Source organism: Bacteroides sp. AM41-16, assembly GCF_003603495.1.
In the GTDB taxonomy this organism is placed as follows: Bacteria; Bacteroidota; Bacteroidia; order Bacteroidales; family Bacteroidaceae; genus Bacteroides; species Bacteroides uniformis.
In genome coordinates this window covers 136,905-153,402 of record NZ_QTNE01000011.1, presented here as the reverse complement: position 1 = coordinate 153,402, position 16,498 = coordinate 136,905, and the positions used below count along the sequence as shown (strand labels likewise).

At 50.1% G+C, this 16,498-nt stretch carries 15 protein-coding genes and 2 pseudogenes; 7 read left to right on the top strand and 10 right to left on the bottom strand.

The window, feature by feature from the left end; translation table 11 throughout:
* Nucleotides 1-71: 71 nt before the first annotated feature.
* The 3 genes and pseudogenes from DW896_RS11875 to DW896_RS11865 form a co-directional block, all read right to left on the bottom strand.
* Nucleotides 72-1,040: a fimbrillin family protein gene (locus tag DW896_RS11875; protein WP_009037578.1), complete on the bottom strand. Its 969-nt coding sequence runs from the start codon at nucleotides 1,038-1,040 to the stop codon at nucleotides 72-74.
* A gap of 45 nt (nucleotides 1,041-1,085) precedes the next feature.
* Nucleotides 1,086-2,090, bottom strand: a complete 1,005-nt coding sequence (locus tag DW896_RS11870; protein WP_034529235.1) for a DUF5119 domain-containing protein — start codon at nucleotides 2,088-2,090, stop codon at nucleotides 1,086-1,088.
* Nucleotides 2,066-2,581, bottom strand: a pseudogene (locus DW896_RS11865) (DUF3575 domain-containing protein); the annotation flags it as partial. The pseudogene DW896_RS11865 and the gene DW896_RS11870, both read right to left, overlap by 25 nt.
* Before the next feature lie 536 nt (nucleotides 2,582-3,117).
* Between DW896_RS11865 and DW896_RS11860 the strand changes: the two are divergent.
* On the top strand, nucleotides 3,118-3,921 hold the full coding sequence (locus tag DW896_RS11860) for a glycerophosphodiester phosphodiesterase family protein (RefSeq protein WP_009037576.1): 804 nt from the start codon (nucleotides 3,118-3,120) through the stop codon (nucleotides 3,919-3,921).
* 19 nt (nucleotides 3,922-3,940) lie between these two features.
* Here the strand turns inward: DW896_RS11860 and dprA are convergent.
* The 3 genes and pseudogenes from dprA to DW896_RS11845 form a co-directional block, all read right to left on the bottom strand.
* A pseudogene (gene dprA / locus DW896_RS11855) lies at nucleotides 3,941-5,058 on the bottom strand (DNA-processing protein DprA).
* An 11-nt stretch (nucleotides 5,059-5,069) separates the two neighbouring features.
* On the bottom strand, nucleotides 5,070-5,486 hold the full coding sequence (locus DW896_RS11850) for a thioesterase family protein (protein WP_005834284.1): 417 nt from the start codon (nucleotides 5,484-5,486) through the stop codon (nucleotides 5,070-5,072).
* 31 nt (nucleotides 5,487-5,517) lie between these two features.
* Nucleotides 5,518-6,810 (bottom strand): peptidase U32 family protein, encoded by a 1,293-nt coding sequence (locus DW896_RS11845; protein ID WP_005830944.1) that lies wholly within the window; start codon nucleotides 6,808-6,810, stop codon nucleotides 5,518-5,520.
* A gap of 69 nt (nucleotides 6,811-6,879) precedes the next feature.
* On the opposite strand from DW896_RS11845, the gene dusB reads away from it, so the two are divergent.
* The 3 genes from dusB (at nucleotide 6,880) to DW896_RS21830 (ending at nucleotide 8,344) form a co-directional block, all read left to right on the top strand.
* Nucleotides 6,880-7,860 (top strand): tRNA dihydrouridine synthase DusB, encoded by a 981-nt coding sequence (gene dusB / locus DW896_RS11840; protein ID WP_005830947.1) that lies wholly within the window; start codon nucleotides 6,880-6,882, stop codon nucleotides 7,858-7,860.
* A gap of 102 nt (nucleotides 7,861-7,962) precedes the next feature.
* Nucleotides 7,963-8,208, top strand: a complete 246-nt coding sequence (locus tag DW896_RS11835) for a hypothetical protein (RefSeq protein WP_153880885.1) — start codon at nucleotides 7,963-7,965, stop codon at nucleotides 8,206-8,208.
* A 10-nt stretch (nucleotides 8,209-8,218) separates the two neighbouring features.
* Nucleotides 8,219-8,344 carry a hypothetical protein gene (locus DW896_RS21830; protein WP_005834280.1) on the top strand — a complete coding sequence of 42 codons (126 nt, stop codon included), beginning with the start codon at nucleotides 8,219-8,221 and terminating at the stop codon, nucleotides 8,342-8,344.
* On the opposite strand, the gene DW896_RS11830 is transcribed toward DW896_RS21830, so the two are convergent.
* From DW896_RS11830 to DW896_RS11820, 3 genes are all read right to left on the bottom strand, one after another.
* Entirely contained in the window at nucleotides 8,341-9,306 is a 966-nt protein-coding gene (locus DW896_RS11830; RefSeq protein ID WP_005830954.1) for a phosphatase PAP2 family protein, read from the bottom strand. The two genes, DW896_RS21830 and DW896_RS11830, sit on opposite strands and share 4 nt — an antisense overlap.
* Nucleotides 9,297-10,304, bottom strand: coding sequence for an NAD(P)-dependent oxidoreductase (locus tag DW896_RS11825; RefSeq protein ID WP_009037572.1), 1,008 nt, complete (start codon nucleotides 10,302-10,304; stop codon nucleotides 9,297-9,299). The genes DW896_RS11830 and DW896_RS11825 overlap by 10 nt, the downstream gene beginning before the upstream one ends.
* A gap of 61 nt (nucleotides 10,305-10,365) precedes the next feature.
* Nucleotides 10,366-11,304: a cation diffusion facilitator family transporter gene (locus DW896_RS11820; RefSeq protein ID WP_009037571.1), complete on the bottom strand. Its 939-nt coding sequence runs from the start codon at nucleotides 11,302-11,304 to the stop codon at nucleotides 10,366-10,368.
* Between the two features lie 226 nt (nucleotides 11,305-11,530).
* On the opposite strand from DW896_RS11820, the gene rnr reads away from it, so the two are divergent.
* Both rnr and DW896_RS11810 read left to right on the top strand, forming a co-directional pair.
* Nucleotides 11,531-13,675, top strand: a complete 2,145-nt coding sequence (gene rnr, locus DW896_RS11815; protein ID WP_005830959.1) for a ribonuclease R — start codon at nucleotides 11,531-11,533, stop codon at nucleotides 13,673-13,675.
* 165 nt (nucleotides 13,676-13,840) lie between these two features.
* The gene (locus tag DW896_RS11810; RefSeq protein WP_005830961.1) at nucleotides 13,841-14,317 is read left to right on the top strand and encodes a pyridoxamine 5'-phosphate oxidase family protein; all 477 of its coding nucleotides are present in this window, start codon (nucleotides 13,841-13,843) and stop codon (nucleotides 14,315-14,317) included.
* 63 nt (nucleotides 14,318-14,380) lie between these two features.
* Here DW896_RS11810 and cysK read toward each other — a convergent pair whose 3' ends face one another.
* A complete protein-coding gene (gene cysK, locus DW896_RS11805; protein WP_005830963.1) occupies nucleotides 14,381-15,328 on the bottom strand; it encodes a cysteine synthase A in 948 nt (315 codons plus the stop codon).
* Between the two features lie 219 nt (nucleotides 15,329-15,547).
* Here cysK and epsC point away from each other — a divergent pair, with 219 nt between their 5' ends.
* Nucleotides 15,548-16,447 (top strand): serine O-acetyltransferase EpsC, encoded by a 900-nt coding sequence (gene epsC / locus DW896_RS11800; RefSeq protein ID WP_005830965.1) that lies wholly within the window; start codon nucleotides 15,548-15,550, stop codon nucleotides 16,445-16,447.
* Nucleotides 16,448-16,498 lie beyond the last annotated feature (51 nt).

The window sequence follows — 16,498 nt, the reverse complement described above, 5'->3', positions numbered from 1 at the left end:
TACTGAATCCCGTATTTTACATTTACACAAAATATTTTATAGTGCCGTTTTTTATTGCGGACAGTGCCGTTTTATTTTTCCACGTTCGTATCATCAGCCGTACTCCATGGACCAACTTCAGGTACAAAGGTTACTTTTGCCGCCTTATTGGCCAGCGTCAGCGTATAACGTATCTTTTTGCCTTCACCCCAGGCTTGTGTATCATTCAAGTCAATGGCGGAAGTTACAGTATCAAGAAGAACGTCTTTCTCATAGATGTCATAGACAACATTGATTTTGGCATTCGTATCCAACGTCTGGGGCATCAACATCCAGGCTGTATTCACTTCCACACCCGTTGTATTCACTTCCAATGCACCATCGTCAATCGTATGTGCATAAGTGGCTGTTCCTTCCTGTGACTTCCATATTGAATCATCAAAACCATAAGTTCCTTTATTGTGCACACCGGATATTGTAAGTGTTTTCAGTTTATAAGTCAAAGCGTCGGCTGCCTTGACAGTGAAATTTATTTGGGTCAGTATATGGCCGAATTTCAAAGATACCCCACTGGCATTTGATGCCTTGGTTGCATCCGTCGCTTTCGCGGCTACCAAGTCCGTTTGGGCAGCTACATCCGCTACCGTATAAGTAATGGAAGGATATATAGCACTAGCAGCCGGTTGATTGTACGTCAAGGCCCCGGTACCCGGATTCCCGTAAGCAAAGAACTGCAAGTTATCCGTCATTGGCCAATAATATGTTCCCCCAGTCAAACTCCAGTCGGGAGCACTATAAGTTACCTTAACAGCTGCCATGAATTCCTTCATCGCATCAAAAGTCGCAACAGAGGCCATTGTTGTTGCTCCCGTATTATAAGCATACACAGTGAACCCTACCTTCTGCAATTCCGGCAAATCAGTCACTGTGGCTCTCGTAGTGTTACCCACTACTGTTCCCAATTTAATCTCCGCCTTTTGTCCGGCATTCTCTATCTCCTCACTTTCCGAGCAACTCATTACTGCTGCTGCAGCCAAAGCCAAAAATAAAACCTTCTTCATAATTGTCTGTTATTAAAGTTAATATATTTATTTGTCTGTTTGCTATCAATTCACCGGTAGCTCCACATCCGTCTCATCATCCCAATCGTCCACATCGCCACCAATCCCTCCATCTCCTTCATCAGTTCCCGGTTCCAAATCATCCACCACAACCTTGTCCTCCGGTACGGGAACCTCGATATGGATTTCCGACCCAGGAACGCCCACATCAGGTTCTTCTTCGCCTCCTCCCGAGGGAGGAGCTGTTTCAATCACTTCCGTGATATCCACCTTCACCTCTTGAACCGTTTTATCTCGTTTCACAATCTTCAGTGTCAGCAACATAGGACTATCCGCACGGGTCTTGGTATCTTTCAGTAATACAAAACTGGAGAAATGCCCCCATAAAAGCCCGTTTTCACGCTTTGTATCCACACATATAGGTACCTCGCTCAAATGGCAAGCACGGTTGCCTATAAAGTAACTTCCGTTCAAGCCGTCCACATGGCAGATGATGCTCGATATTCTATCCCATCCTTCCACCTTTATATCAAAGGAATAATGGTCCACTACCGCTTCCGGCTTCCAGTCCAACGGAAGCGCCACATCACTCTGCCTTATTTCCACCTCGTCCAAAGCCACCACATACAAAGGGTCGGGCGACCAAACCATATCTTCGTGTACATCCAGCCCCGTACAGTGTCCCGTAAAAGCCTCAATCGTCTCATAACTCTCGTCGCCCCGTATCTGTATACTCTCCGTATTGAAGTTATAGGCCACCACCGCATACTTCCCCGGCGGTACCTTCACCTCACCCCCTCCGGCAGGCAGATAACTTTCAACCTTTCTCCCCTGAGTATCTTTCGGATAGAAGATAATCCGCATGGTCTGCGGCAGCTTATCCGTCACCCCTTTCCAATCCAGTTTAATCTGTACTCCGCTAACGGGATAATCATCCAGCATATCGCGGAAGTCACAGCTTCCCAGCATTGGCAACAGCCCGAAGAACAGCCAGAGAATCATATGCCGTGCATCTTTCATACCACTCATCTCCCCGACGTTAGAAGCCATACCAAAGAAATTTTTGCTTTTGTCGGCCCGATAAAGTGATACTTTCCACTGCTGACCCAAACCAAGTCATTTCCATAAGAAGTATATTTCCTGTACTCCGTATCCAAGTATCCAATGCCCACACTGAATTCAATCGCCAGATGCCGAGCCAGTGGACGCACGTATCCATAAGTTATTCCTGCAGCTGCGTAATACTTCCCCCGGTATCCCTTCTCCTTTTTCAACTGAAAATCATAGGTACCTCCTTCGGCATATGCTCCCAGGAAGTGTCCGGACAATCTTCCGCGCGTATGGCGGTTTCCCAACCAGTAACGCGCCTCTGTCCCTCCCGAAAGGAGCTGATAGCAGAAATTACATCCGCTGTCAGACCACCAAGGGCATTTGTACTCAACATTCAAAGACCACCTCTTTCCCAATGGCAGCTCCACTTCTATGTTCGGAGCCAAGGCCAGGTCGTAAAGCAAATTATTTTTTAACGCCAGCACCGTTTTACAAGTATGGCTATGGGATTCTACCGACTTATTCTGCCCTATTACCTGCCCCGACATCATGCAAAAAAGGAGTAGCCAAAAGACATATATAAAAATGCGTTTTCCCATAATTTCGCGTTGTATACAAACAAAAGTAGAAGATAATTACCGAATAAAAATCACTTTCCATCACTCTTTTCAAAGGCTGAAAGGTTCTGTGAAACGATTGAAACAGATTTGCAACTTCTGCCTTATCCGGGACGCTGTGAATAGATTCTTCTCTCTCAAAAAGTCAATCCGTGTGCGAAAACAGTAAAATTCAGTGAAAGAAATACAAAAGAAGTAGCAGGAACATTCTGAAATTTGGAAGATAACAACGGGAACCTTACATTTGTAATGTGATTTTTTTCATAGTATTAGATTTAAGGTTAACAAAGGTTGGAGTACAGCGGTACTCCTTTTTTTATGCCCATACGTTTCTCCGAATGACAAAAAATAGCTATCTTCGATGGCTTTTATAACTGTTAAAGAAGAAAACATCACCACTTGAGCCCATTATGAAAAAACCGGTACTCGCATTGCTTTCCATAATCCTACTTACCGCAGGATGTTCCCAACGGCCTGCCGCCACCACCAAGATACCCCTAACCAGCGCACACCGTGGTGCCGCCACCATCGCTCCCGAAAACACAATGGCATCCGTAGATTCGTGCATCAAATACGGTGTAGGCAATATAGAATGCGATGTCTGCATCAGTAAGGACAGTGTCTTCTACGTACTGCACGATTCCACCCTCGACCGTACCACCAACGGTACCGGCGCCATCTCCCAATGGCTGTCCGCCGACATCGACACACTGGATGCCGGCTCTTGGTTTGCGCCCCGATTTGCCGGACAACGGGTACTACGTCTTACCGACCTGCTACGCAAGGCCAAAGAGCACGGTTTAAGAATCACCATCGACTACCGCAACGGCGGTCTGCACCAATTACTGGATCTGATAAAGGACGAAGGCATGCTGGAAAACTGCAACTTCACCTTCAGCAAGGAGTATCATGCCAAATGCTTCAGAAAGATGGCACCCGAGGTAAGAACCCTGCAAGCCTACATCAAAAGTGAAAAGGACATAGAGCATGTCGTAAAGGAACTGCATCCCGACATCGCTGTCGTCTGGATTGACTCCCTTACCCCACAATTCGTAAAGAAATGCCGTGAGCACAACCTGCAGGTACTGGCACTCGTCCTGGGGCTGGACGACAAGACGGAAGAGAACCAGAAGGCAGTCGACCTGGGGGTAGACATCATAGCGACGGACCACCCGGAAAAGTTCATCATGAAATACGGGAAACCGTCCATATAAGGCAAGAGACCTGCCGCGCTCAAGTCAGCAAGTGATAGACACCACCCACCATTGCCTTGACCACTCCCTTCATCTCCAATTCAAAAAGCAAGGCACTCATCCGGTTGACGGGTATGTCCGCTTCCACCACCATCGCATTGATATGGAGGTCTCCCTGCCGCATAAGGATGCGCATAACAAGCTCCTCCTCTTCTGTCAGTTCCGGAAAGAGATTACGCTGAATACCTTCTGTCCGGGCAGGCTGCTCCGCTACGGCCCAGCCCATAATCTGCACAAACTCTTCCGCACTCTGGATAAGGGCGGCCTTGTTGTCGCGTATCAACCGGTTACAACCGATGGAAGATTCGTCCGTAACACGCCCCGGAACGGCAAAGCAGTCACGATGGTATCCCTCCGCCAACTCTGCAGTGATAAGGGAACCTCCCTTTGCGGCAGACTCCACCACAATGGTAGCATCACTCATACCCGCCACAATACGGTTGCGGCTGACGAAATTATGCTTGTCCGGATTCGTCCCGGTAAGGAATTCGGTCAGCAGTCCGCCTTGTGCCAGCATGTCGATGGCTGTTTTCCGGTGGACATACGGATAGATGCGGTCCAGTCCGTGAGCAAGGACAGCAACGGTAGGGAGATGATTTGCCAAAGCGGCCCGATGGGCATGGATATCTATCCCGTAAGCCAGTCCGCTTACTACCAGCACATCGGGACAAAGAACGGCCAAATCGCGCAGGAAGTCGGCACAGAATTGCTTGCCGTAATCGGTGGCACGGCGTGTACCTACCATATCGATGACATGCAGGCGGTTGAAATCGGTGTTTCCTTTAAAGAAAAGTACAATCGGCGCATCCTCACATTCGCGCAAGCGGGAAGGGTAAGCCTCATCCTTCAACGTCAGGCAGGAAAGACGATTCTTCTCTACAAACTCCATCTCCTGCTCGGCACGCAGAAAGGCAGCGGGACAATCAAGAGCCGTCACTACCCCCGGATTCACACCGGGCATGATTTCGGGGAGCTCCTTCCGCCGACTGAATACTTCGGCAGCACTGCCATACCCTCTATTAAACGCTTTGCCCCGATATGTCCTATACCGGGGCAAAGTGTGAGAGCTATGCTGCAAATCCATTCGTCACTGTTCATTCCACCACAGATTACACAGATTCACACGGATTGAGATAAGGGGCAAAGAGACGGTCGAACAGTTCGCTATCGCTTAACCGTCCGTTCACCACACATACGGTTTCAACTATGCCTTTGAGACAGACTTTGCCGTCGGAAGCACGGAAGATATCTTGGTAAAAGACGTACTTGATACCCTCCTTCTTCATGTAGAGTTTGGAGACAAACTCGTCACCACTCCTCAGGGGAGTCTTGAAAGCCATATTGATACGTGCCACTACCGGGTCTACCCCCTGCTCGTGCAGTCCGGCAAAGCTGACGCCGGCACTCAACAGAAACTCATGGCGCGTATGCTCCAGATAATGCTGATAATTGGCATTATTGACGATGCCTTGCAGGTCGCATTCATAGTCGCGCACCTTCATGGGAAGTTCATAGATATAATTCATATTTACTATTGGACTATTTACTATTTGATACTTAGCCACGTTGTTTCTCCACATCCAAGCCTTTGAACTTCTTCAGTTCCTCTACGCTGACCAGCTTGTAGAGTTTGTCACTGGGACGTATTTTCACCGATTTCATCGAGAAATGCTGGCCTTTCTTTACAGTCTGCACGGGTTTCAAATCGACGCGTGCCTCGTCCAAAGTGACGAATTCGGCACCCGTTGTGGGACCCGTAATCAGCAACTTGTCGCCTACGCTCACTTCGGCTGCTTCTACCAGGAACTCCGCCACACCGATGTTTGAGAAGTAGCGGATACCCTTACCCACATAGATTTTACGTTCCGTAGCGGCAGAGCCGTAGTTCTTGGTCCATTCGCCCAAGCGTTGTCCCAGGTAGTAGCCGTCCCAGAAACCACGATTGAAGACCGTCTTCAAGCGTTCGTCCCACCGAGCAATCTTCTCATCGGTGAATGTATCGTCCAGATAGGAACGGATGGCTTCTTTGTAACACTCCACTACCGTGCGCACGTACTCGGGTCCGCGGGCACGTCCTTCTATTTTGAAAACACGAACACCTGCATCCAGCATCTTGTTCATGAAGTGGATAGTTTTTAAGTCTTTGGGGGACATGATGTATTGGTTGTCCACCTCCAATTCCACATCCGTCTCCTTGTCGCGCACCGTATAACTACGGCGGCATACCTGCATGCAGGCACCGCGGTTGGCGGAGTGGTTCATCTCATGCAATGAGAGATAACACTTTCCGCTGACTGCCATGCAAAGGGCACCGTGGCAGAACATCTCTATACGTATCTGCTCTCCGCTGGGTCCACAGATATTCTCCTCACGGATATGGCGGTAGATTTCTGCCACTTGCTCCAGATTCAGCTCACGCGCCAGCACCACCACATCGGCAAACTGCGCATAGAAGCGCAGGGCTTCCACGTTGCTGATGTTGAGCTGTGTGCTGAGGTGTACCTCCTGCCCTATCTGCCGGGCATAGCTCATCACTGCCACATCAGCGGCAATGACTGCCGAGATGCCTGCCGCCTTTGCCGCATCTACAATGGTACGCATCAGCGGAATGTCATGGTCGTATATAATGGTATTGACGGTGAGGTAGCTCTTCATGCCATGTTCGTCGCACGTCCGGGCTATTTCCCGCAAATCGTCGATAGTGAAGGTATTTGCCGAACGGGCACGCATGTTCAGGTTCTCGATACCGAAATAGATGGAGTCGGCACCTGCTTGTATGGCTGCTGCGAGAGATTCGCGCGAGCCTACCGGTGCCATGATTTCGAAGTCACTGATTGAGTGTTTCATCATTTCTTTTTGAATTAGAGTATGCAAAGGTAGGCTTTTTTCTGTACTTTTGCGGACAAATCCGCTTAGATTATGAAGATTAAAGATATAGACCTGGGCCCACGCCCCGTATTCCTCGCCCCGATGGAGGACGTCACCGACCCTGCTTTCCGCCTGATGTGCAAGCACTTCGGAGCAGACATGGTATATACCGAGTTCGTTTCTGCCGATGCCTTGATACGCTCCGTAGGCAAGACCCAGCAGAAACTGAACATCAGCGATGAAGAGCGGCCCGTAGCCATACAGATATACGGACGGGACACCGCCACCATGGTAGAAGCCGCCCGCATTGTGGAGCAGGCACATCCGGACACGCTGGACATCAACTTCGGCTGCCCCGTGAAGCGCGTTGCCGGCAAGGGTGCCGGTGCCGGTATGCTACAGAACATTCCGCTGATGCTGGAAATCACTCGTGCCGTGGTAGATGCCGTGAAGATTCCCGTCACCGTGAAGACCCGCCTGGGCTGGGATGCCAACAGTAAAATCATCGTAGACCTTGCCGAGCAGTTGCAGGACTGCGGCATTGCCGCCCTCACCATCCACGGCCGTACCCGCGCCCAGATGTATACCGGCGAGGCGGACTGGACACTTATCGGCGAGGTGAAAAAGAACCCACGCATGCACATTCCCATCATCGGCAACGGTGATATCACCACTCCCCAACGGGCCAAAGAATGCTTCGACCTCTACGGTGTGGACGCCATCATGATAGGCCGTGCCAGCTTCGGCCGCCCGTGGTTCTTTAAGGAAGTGAAGCATTATTTGGAGACGGGCGAAGAACTCCCTCCGCCGAGTTCCGAATGGCGGCTGAACGTACTCCGCCAGGAAGTGGAAGACAGCGTCAACCTGCTGGATGAACGACGGGGCATACTGCACGTGCGCCGCCACCTGGCAGCAAGCCCGCTCTTCAAAGGGATTCCCAATTTCCGCGACACCCGGATAGCCATGCTGCGGGCAGAGACGAAGGAGGAACTGTACCGCATCTTCGAAGAGATAGAACCGTTGCTGCCATAGGAGAAAACCGCATACGATTTTTACCATCGAGTCCGATACTTGAGCAATCATCCTCACGCTCCTTCTTGAATAGCTTCTGAGAGGGGGGCTATTCAGACGCAGATGACACGCTTTGTTGCCATCCGCATAACTCACTGTCTGTCAGCAAGAAATTTTGCCAACCACTTGCCTTGCCCTTGGCAAACTTTTGCCATGCCTATGGCAAAGTTTTGCCAACGCGGTGGCAAAGCCTTGCCAATGGGAAGGCAAAACCTTACCAACAAGGAGGCAAGAAAAAAAACATTGTTTCTTTGGCAGAAAGAAACAAGTCCCTATATTCGTCTTCCCAAGAAAGAAAGAATCCCATAAATATGTCTTTATGAAAAAGAAAAAACTGCTCAAACAGCTCATCGTAAACTTCCAGCATTCACTTCCGGCAGAAGTTTATCCGCGTACATTGGTATTGCCCACAGACAGTGGAAAGATAATCACCGTGCCCGACTAGCGGAACATCGGCTGCGCAAACCATCGCTTGAACATCCACGTGGCCAGGATATAAATGCCGAAAGCCGATACGAAACCCACGATAGAGTCTATCAGGTAATGTGCCTGGATATAGACCGTAGCCCCGCACAACAGCAGATAGAAAGGAAACAAGCAGGCAAACAGACGCTTGCTGCCACGCCATGCCATAATCATCAGTACCGTAGACATTCCGACGTGCGAACTGGGAAAAGCAGCCGTGGGGCGCTCACCCACCTGCTGGGAACTCTCCACCAGGTTGTAGAAGAAGCCGTGCTCATAGCCCGGACCGGGAAGAAGTTCCTGATGGTGATGGAAATAGTCACCGATGGACGGAAAGATACCTTGCGCCACATGGTCGCTTCCAATGGCGGGGAAGTAGAACTGCGGCCCGGCAACGGGGACGAAGATATAAATAAGGTAATAGATGAAGAAAGCGGTGACGATGACGAACGAAACCTTCTCGAAAAGGTCGAAACGATAAAGGAAATACCACACCACCACCAGCAGAATCATCGGATAATAGAAGAAGTACCCCATATTGAACGGCTCGCTCACCCACATCTGCGGAAACCTTTCACAGAACCACACAGCAGGCTGTCCGCCAAACATCCACTGCTCCACCGACGCGAACACGTGGTCGAGATTGGGGAATATCCGGTTGAACTCAAAGGTGTCGGGATACCAATAGGAAAGCAGTGACATCTGGATGGCTATGCGCACAAAGGCAGAGAACTTGCAGGGTGCCAGCCGGTAAAGATACATCAGCAGGAACGTCATACCCGCAATGACAACACGGTCTGCAAGCATCTGCACCGGATGATCCATTTCCTGAAAAAGAAACAGAATGAGAATGGAAGTCAGCAAATTGTATATCAGCGTAATCTTCTCTACCGCAAAAAGCCCCTTACGGGTTTCTACCCTTTTAAATAAATCTAAAGCCATCCCTTATCCTTATACCAGGCAATGGTTTCCTTTACACCCCGTTCCAGGTCGTACTCAGGACTGAAGCCCAGTTCCTCGACGGCCGGTGTGATGTCACACTGCCAGTTGCGTTGTTTCATTATTCTATACTTATCCGAATTGAGCGTACTGGTCTTGTTCTGCCGCTTCGCCCAAAATTCAGCGAGCAAAGATACGACTTTCAATACAATTAACGGACATCTCAGGCGAATAACAAACGGATTGCCCAATTCTTTCCTTATCAAATCGGAAAAAGCACGGCTGCTATACACCTTCCCGTCAGCCAGGAAATAGGCGCGGCGGGACACCTGCTTCTCTATCCCGAGGAAGATGGCCTGCACGATATCCTTTACATATACAAACGTCAAGTCCTGGCGGCAGAAGCCTACAGAAAAGTCCGTATGCTGCCGGATGGACTTTGCCATAAGATAATAATCCTTCTCACGCGGCCCGTATACACCCGTCGGCCGGTAGATGACGTAGGGGAAACCCGGAATACTCTGCAAATAAAGTTCTGTTTTCAGTTTACTGAGTCCGTAGGCGGTATTGGGTGAAGGGGGGTCACTCTCCATAATCGGGTCGTAGGTCCTCTCGCGTACCGGGCCGAACACACTCAGCGTACTGATGAAGATAAACTGCTTGGGAATCATGTTCAGCTCCCTCAGCGTATCGATGAAGTATTTGGTCTGCAGATAATTCACCAAATCGAATTCGTTCTTGTCCACACACTTCGTCACACCGGCACAATGGACAATATAATCAAACTTATTGTAGGTCCCTTTATGTCCCGAGAGTTGTGCCCTCAGTTCATTGGGGTGCGCAAAGTCCAGTTCGAGGAAATGTATCTTGCGGTCACGCAGATACTCGCGGCTGCTGGACGAACGTACACCCGCCCACACACCGAACTTGCGCTTCAACGCCTCCTCCACGATGAAACTTCCGATAAATCCGCTTGCTCCTGTAATTAAAATCGATTCCACTTCTTCTGTTACAAATTACTAATTACTTTTCATCCGGTCCGTCACCTTGACGCTCCTTGTGTTACTCTGTCGCCTCGTTACTCTTCTTCACCGGCTCCACATGGATGCTGACCAGTGTTCCTTTGCCGAACTGCCTTTTCAACTTGTTCTCCACCGCCGTTGCCGTCTCGTGAGCTTCCTCCAGCGAGATGCTACCATCCATACGCACATGCACCTCGATGGCACAATAACTGCCGATGCGGCGCGTACGAAGGTGATGCGGCGAGCTGATACCGGGAAAAGAAAGAATCGTCTTCAGTATCTCATCCTCCACCTCGACGGGCAACGATTTCTCCAACAGTTCGTCCACACACGGTATCAACAACTGCACAGCCACCTTCATAATGAAGAAGCTGACAATAACCGCTGCCACCGGGTCCAGCACCCGCCAATGGTCACCCAAAAGAATGGCGCCACCTATACCCGCTGCCGTGCCTATGGACGAAAACGCGTCACTCCGGTGATGCCAGGCATTGGCAACAACCGCCTGCGAATTCAACTTCCTGCCCTTGAATACGGTATATTGATAAAGCACTTCCTTGAAAACGATGGATACCAATGCAGCCACCAGTGCCAGTATACCGGGTTCCTGCAGAGAGCCGCCTTGCAGGAAGCGGTAAATGGAGGAAGCCCCGTTCCAGAAAATGCCGAATCCCACAAACAACAGAAAAATACCGATAATGGCAGTTGCCAGCGTCTCGTACTTGCCATGACCGTAATCGTGTCCTTCATCTTCGGGCTTTGCCGAAATGCGCACAAAAACAATGACAATAATATCTGTAATGAAATCCGACAAAGAATGTACCGCATCTGCCAGCATGGCGGCACTGTGACCTACAATACCTGCAAAGAATTTGAAGACAAGCAAGAGAAAGTTTACCACACTTCCCACAACCGTCACCCGGTAAATGTCTTTTTCCCGTGTGGCATCTGCTTTTTTGTTCAGAGTTTGCATTTCCATCTGCTTTTCGTCTAAGGTACAGCCTATCTTCACTTTGTGTGCAAATATAGTACATAAATCCATTACAATCTGTCGTTCCTTCATTATTTTCAATAGAATGATAATATTTTGAAGTCTGAGTGAACGAAGGAACGTATTTATTTGTTTACTTTGCAAGAGGTAATCACCACAGATTACACAGATTGACACAGAATCTCTATTTATACATAAAATACATCATAACATTATGGCCAAAAAGAAAGAAAAGAAAGCCGGCAAACGCATGAAGAAGAAAGAGCTCGTCAAAGTACTGCTGGAATTCTTCCACACAAAGCAAGACGAAGTATTATCCCTGAAATACATCTTTGAACAACTCCACCTCACCACACATCCGCTGAAGATGCTGTGCATGGACATCTTGTCCGAACTGTCGATGGACGACTACATCACAGAAGTGGACAAGCACAAATACAAGCTGAACAACCACGGCGTGGAAATGACCGGAACCTTCCAGCGCAAGAGCAACGGCAAGAATTCCTTTATACCGGAAGGTGGAGGCGAACCGATATTCGTGGCCGAACGCAACTCGGCACACGCCATGAACAATGATAAAGTGCGTATCGCCTTCTATGCCAAGCGTCGCGGACGCGAAGCCGAAGGAGAAGTCATCGAGATACTGGAACGTGCCAACGACACCTTCGTGGGTACCCTGGAAGTTGCCAAGTCATACGCTTTCCTTGTAACGGAAAACCGTACGCTTGCCAACGACATCTTCATCCCCAAAGAAAAGTTGAAAGGCGGCAAGACGGGCGACAAAGCCATCGTAAAGGTGGTGGAATGGCCCGACAAAGCCAAGAACCCCATCGGCCAGGTAATCGACATCCTGGGGCGCGCAGGAGACAATACCACCGAGATGCACGCCATCCTGGCGGAATTCGGCCTGCCCTATGTCTACCCCGCTGCCGTAGAGAAAGCTGCCGACAAGATACCCGCCGAAATCTCCGCCGAGGAAATAGCCCGACGTGAGGACTTCCGGGGTGTGACCACCTTCACCATCGACCCCAAGGATGCCAAGGACTTCGACGACGCCCTCTCCATCCGCAAACTGAAAGGGGGACTTTGGGAAGTAGGCGTACACATTGCCGACGTGACCCACTACGTGAAAGAGGGCGGCATCATAGACAAGGAAGCCGAGAAGCGTGCCACATCCGTCTACCTCGTAGACCGCACCATCCCAATGCTCCCCGAACGGTTGTGTAATTTCATCTGTTCACTCCGCCCCGACGAAGAGAAGCTTGCCTACTCCGTCATCTTTGAAATGACGGAAAAAGGCGAAGTGAAGAACTCACGCGTGGTACATACCGTCATCAAGAGCGACCGCCGCTTCACCTACGAAGAAGCCCAGGAGATTATAGAAACCGGCAAAGGAGACTTCCAGGAAGAGGTGCTCCAACTGGATAAGCTTGCCAAAATACTGCGTGAGAACCGCTTTAAGGCAGGAGCCATCAACTTCGACCGCTACGAAGTGAAGTTCGAAATTGACGAGAAGGGCAAACCCGTCAGCGTCTACTTCAAGGAGTCGAAAGATGCCAACAAGCTGATAGAGGAGTTCATGCTGCTTGCCAACCGCACCGTAGCCGAAAAGATAGGCCGCGTGCCCAAAGGCAAGAAAGCCAAAGTGTTGCCATACCGTATTCACGACCTCCCCGACCCGGAGAAGCTGGACAACCTGGCACAGTTCATCGCCCGTTTCGGCTACAAGCTGCGTACCAGCGGTACAAAGACCGACATCTCCAAGTCCATCAACCACCTGCTGGACGACATCCAGGGCAAGAAGGAGGAGAACTTGATTGAAACCGTCTCCATCCGCGCCATGCAGAAGGCACGCTACTCCGTGCATAACGTGGGGCACTATGGTTTGGCTTTCGATTACTATACCCATTTCACCTCGCCCATCCGCCGCTATCCGGATATGATGGTACACCGTCTGCTCACCAAGTACTTGGACCAGGGAGGCCGCACCGTGTCCGAACAGAAATACGAAGCCCTCTGCGAACACAGCAGCAGCATGGAGCAGATAGCCTCCAACGCGGAACGCGCCTCCATCAAGTACAAGCAAGTAGAATTCATGACCGAACGCCTGGGACAGACCTTCGACGGCGTCATCTCCGGCGTAACGGAATGGGGACTCTACGTGGAGCTGAATGAGAACAAGTGCGAAGGCATGATTCCCATCCGCGACCTCGACGATGACTATTACGAATTCGATGAAAAGAACTACTGCCTGCGCGGACGCCGCAAAAATAAAATTTATAGTCTGGGAGATGCCATTACCATTAAGGTGGCACGCGCTAACTTGGAAAAGAAGCAGCTGGACTTTGCACTGGTGTAACCTCACCCCCGACCCCTCTCCGAAAGAGAGGGGAGAGGAGAGCAATGAATTGAAAACTTGCGAAACTTGAGTGAAGTGAAATAAAGAATAACCCTACAATATTAAATATCCCCACTTCCCCACTCCCCTCTCTTTCGGAGAGGGGCCGGGGGTGAGGCTTTGCACATGAAGACAATTACTATTACAGACCCTACACAGATTGAGGAAATTATCCGTAAATGCCCATACTGCATAGTGGGCATCACAGACCTTGAAGGAAACCCATATGCGGTTCCCATGAACTTTGCCTATCAAGACGGGGTAATATACTTGCATTCCGGCCCGGAAGGCAGTAAAGTGGAGATGGTAACAAAGCACCCGCAAGTTTGCATCACCTTCTGCGAAGGACACGAGCTGGTTTATATGCACCGGCAAGTGGCATGCAGCTACAGCATGAAGTCGCGCAGTGTTATCTGTCGTGGGAAAGTACACTTCGTGGAAGACATGGAAGAGAAGCGACGCGTACTCGACATGCTGATGAAGCAATATACGGAAAATGAATGCAAATATGCCGAACCCGCCGTACGCAATGTCAAGATATGGGAAGTGAAAGTAGAGAAAATAAGCTGCCGGTCATTCGGGTTAAGACCAAGCGAACTATAAATACCATCTGCCGGTCACCTGCTCCACATTGATGGAGCGGATAACCGGCAGAAATATTTACTTTTACAACGGATATTCCTCAAATGCATACAACAGCGTCGAAAGATACCGTTCTCCCGTATCGGGCAGCAGCGCTACAATCGTCTTTCCTTCATTCTCGGGCAACCGTGCCAAGCGGGTAGCTGCAGCAACGGCAGCTCCCGAAGAGATGCCGACCAACAATCCCTCATACTTCGCCAGTTCGCGGCCCGTACGTATGGCGTCATCATTGGATACCTGCAGAACTTCGTCTATTACGGCACTGTTATAGTTCTTCGGCACAAATCCGGCACCGATACCTTGTATTTTATGGGGACCGGGCTTCCCACCGGAAAGTACGGGAGAATCTTCGGGCTCCACAGCCACAATCTTTACCTTCGGGTTATTGGCTTTCAAGGCTGCACCCACACCACTCACTGTGCCTCCCGTCCCTACACCGGCCACGAAAATATCCACCCGGCCGTCTGTATCACGCCAGATTTCTTGTCCGGTAGTACGCTCGTGCATTGCCGGATTGGCAGGATTGTCAAATTGCTGTAGAATCAGCGAGCCGGGGTTGGCGGCTTTCAGTTCTTCGGCACGGGCTATTGCGCCTTTCATACCGTCGGCACCCGAAGTCAGTACCAGTTCCGCACCAAGGGCTTTCAAGAGGTTGCGGCGTTCCAAACTCATCGTGTCGGGCATCGTCAGTATCAGCTTGTAACCTTTGGCGGCGGCCACAAAAGCCAGCCCTACGCCCGTATTCCCACTGGTAGGTTCGATGATGGTGGCACCAGGCTTCAACAGCCCTTTTGCCTCGGCATCTTCTATCATGGCAAGCGCCACGCGGTCCTTCACACTGCCGGCAGGGTTAAAATATTCCAATTTGGCAATAACACGGGCTTTCAGACCCTTATTCTTGTTATAATTATTCAACTCCAGCAAGGGAGTGTTGCCTACCAGGTCGGTAAGGCGTTCTGCTATCTTCTTCATAATCCAACTGTTTTTAAATTCCTCATTCCCCTAAGGGAAAAGACTAACAATCCGGAGTGGAACGAGGTATGTTATTTCTTACAAGACAAAAGTAGCGCAAAATTGGTTCGTAGAAAATACCACAAATATGGTAAATACGTACTATAAATGAGGGATATGTAGGATATTTGACGAGTATTTCCTATCTTTGTTGCCACTTTTAAACTTAAGGATATCATAATGAGTCCACTCAACTTTACCCACATTTTGACACAAGCAGTCGATGAGCTATCGGAAAGCGAATCATACAAAGGACTGTTTCACCAGCATACGGACGGCAACCCGCTGCCTTCGGCAAAAGTGCTGCGCGACATCATCGAACTGGCGCGAGCCATCATCTTCCCCGGATATTTCGGAAATTCTACGGTCAACAGCCGTACGGTGACTTACCATATCGGTGTCAATGTCGAACGCTTGTTCGACCTGCTGACCGAGCAAATCCTTGCCGGCCTCTGCTTTGCAGGCGACGGCGAATGCAACTGTTGTACCGAGCTCCAACGGGAAGAAGCCGCCTTATTGGCTGCCAAGTTCATCAGCAACCTGCCGGCAATGAGACGTACACTCGCCACAGATGTGGAAGCCGCCTACAACGGTGACCCCGCCGCACAGTCGTTCGGCGAAGTCATCAGCTGCTATCCGGCCATCCGCGCCATCAGCAACTACCGCATCGCACACGAGTTGCTCAAGTTGGGTGTTCCCCTCATTCCCCGCATCATCACCGAGATGGCGCACAGTGAAACGGGAATCGATATCCATCCAGGAGCGGAAATAGGTGGTTATTTTACCATCGACCACGGTACGGGTGTGGTAATCGGCGAGACCTGCATCATCGGCAACAACGTGAAGCTGTACCAGGGTGTGACCCTCGGTGCCAAGAGCTTCCCGCTAGACGAAGACGGCAAGCCCATCAAGGGTATTCCCCGCCATCCCATTCTGGAAGACAATGTGATAGTCTATTCCAACGCCACCATATTGGGACGCATCACCATCGGACAAGGAGCCACCGTAGGCGGCAATATCTGGGTGACAGAAGATGTTCCCGCAGGAGCAAGGATTGTACAGACAAAGGCCAAGAAGTAAGTCACAAACAACCAATAAACAATTAAAATCGTAAATAACTCAAATCAGCAG

Bases quoted from the DNA above. Each gene is read 5' to 3' on its own strand.
- rnr (WP_005830959.1), top strand. From the start codon at position 11,531: ATGGCCAAAAAGAAAGAAAAGAAAGCCGGCAAACGCATGAAGAAGAAA.
- DW896_RS11860 (WP_009037576.1), top strand. From the start codon at position 3,118: ATGAAAAAACCGGTACTCGCATTGCTTTCCATAATCCTACTTACCGCA.
- DW896_RS11875 (WP_009037578.1), bottom strand. From the start codon at position 1,040: ATGAAGAAGGTTTTATTTTTGGCTTTGGCTGCAGCAGCAGTAATGAGT.
- DW896_RS11870 (WP_034529235.1), bottom strand. From the start codon at position 2,090: ATGGCTTCTAACGTCGGGGAGATGAGTGGTATGAAAGATGCACGGCAT.
- dusB (WP_005830947.1), top strand. From the start codon at position 6,880: ATGAAGATTAAAGATATAGACCTGGGCCCACGCCCCGTATTCCTCGCC.
- cysK (WP_005830963.1), bottom strand. From the start codon at position 15,328: ATGAAGAAGATAGCAGAACGCCTTACCGACCTGGTAGGCAACACTCCC.
- DW896_RS11810 (WP_005830961.1), top strand. From the start codon at position 13,841: ATGAAGACAATTACTATTACAGACCCTACACAGATTGAGGAAATTATC.
- DW896_RS11850 (WP_005834284.1), bottom strand. From the start codon at position 5,486: ATGAATTATATCTATGAACTTCCCATGAAGGTGCGCGACTATGAATGC.
- DW896_RS11830 (WP_005830954.1), bottom strand. From the start codon at position 9,306: ATGGCTTTAGATTTATTTAAAAGGGTAGAAACCCGTAAGGGGCTTTTT.
- DW896_RS11835 (WP_153880885.1), top strand. From the start codon at position 7,963: ATGACACGCTTTGTTGCCATCCGCATAACTCACTGTCTGTCAGCAAGA.
- epsC (WP_005830965.1), top strand. From the start codon at position 15,548: ATGAGTCCACTCAACTTTACCCACATTTTGACACAAGCAGTCGATGAG.
- DW896_RS11845 (WP_005830944.1), bottom strand. From the start codon at position 6,810: ATGATGAAACACTCAATCAGTGACTTCGAAATCATGGCACCGGTAGGC.
- DW896_RS11820 (WP_009037571.1), bottom strand. From the start codon at position 11,304: ATGGAAATGCAAACTCTGAACAAAAAAGCAGATGCCACACGGGAAAAA.
- DW896_RS21830 (WP_005834280.1), top strand. From the start codon at position 8,219: ATGAAAAAGAAAAAACTGCTCAAACAGCTCATCGTAAACTTCCAGCAT.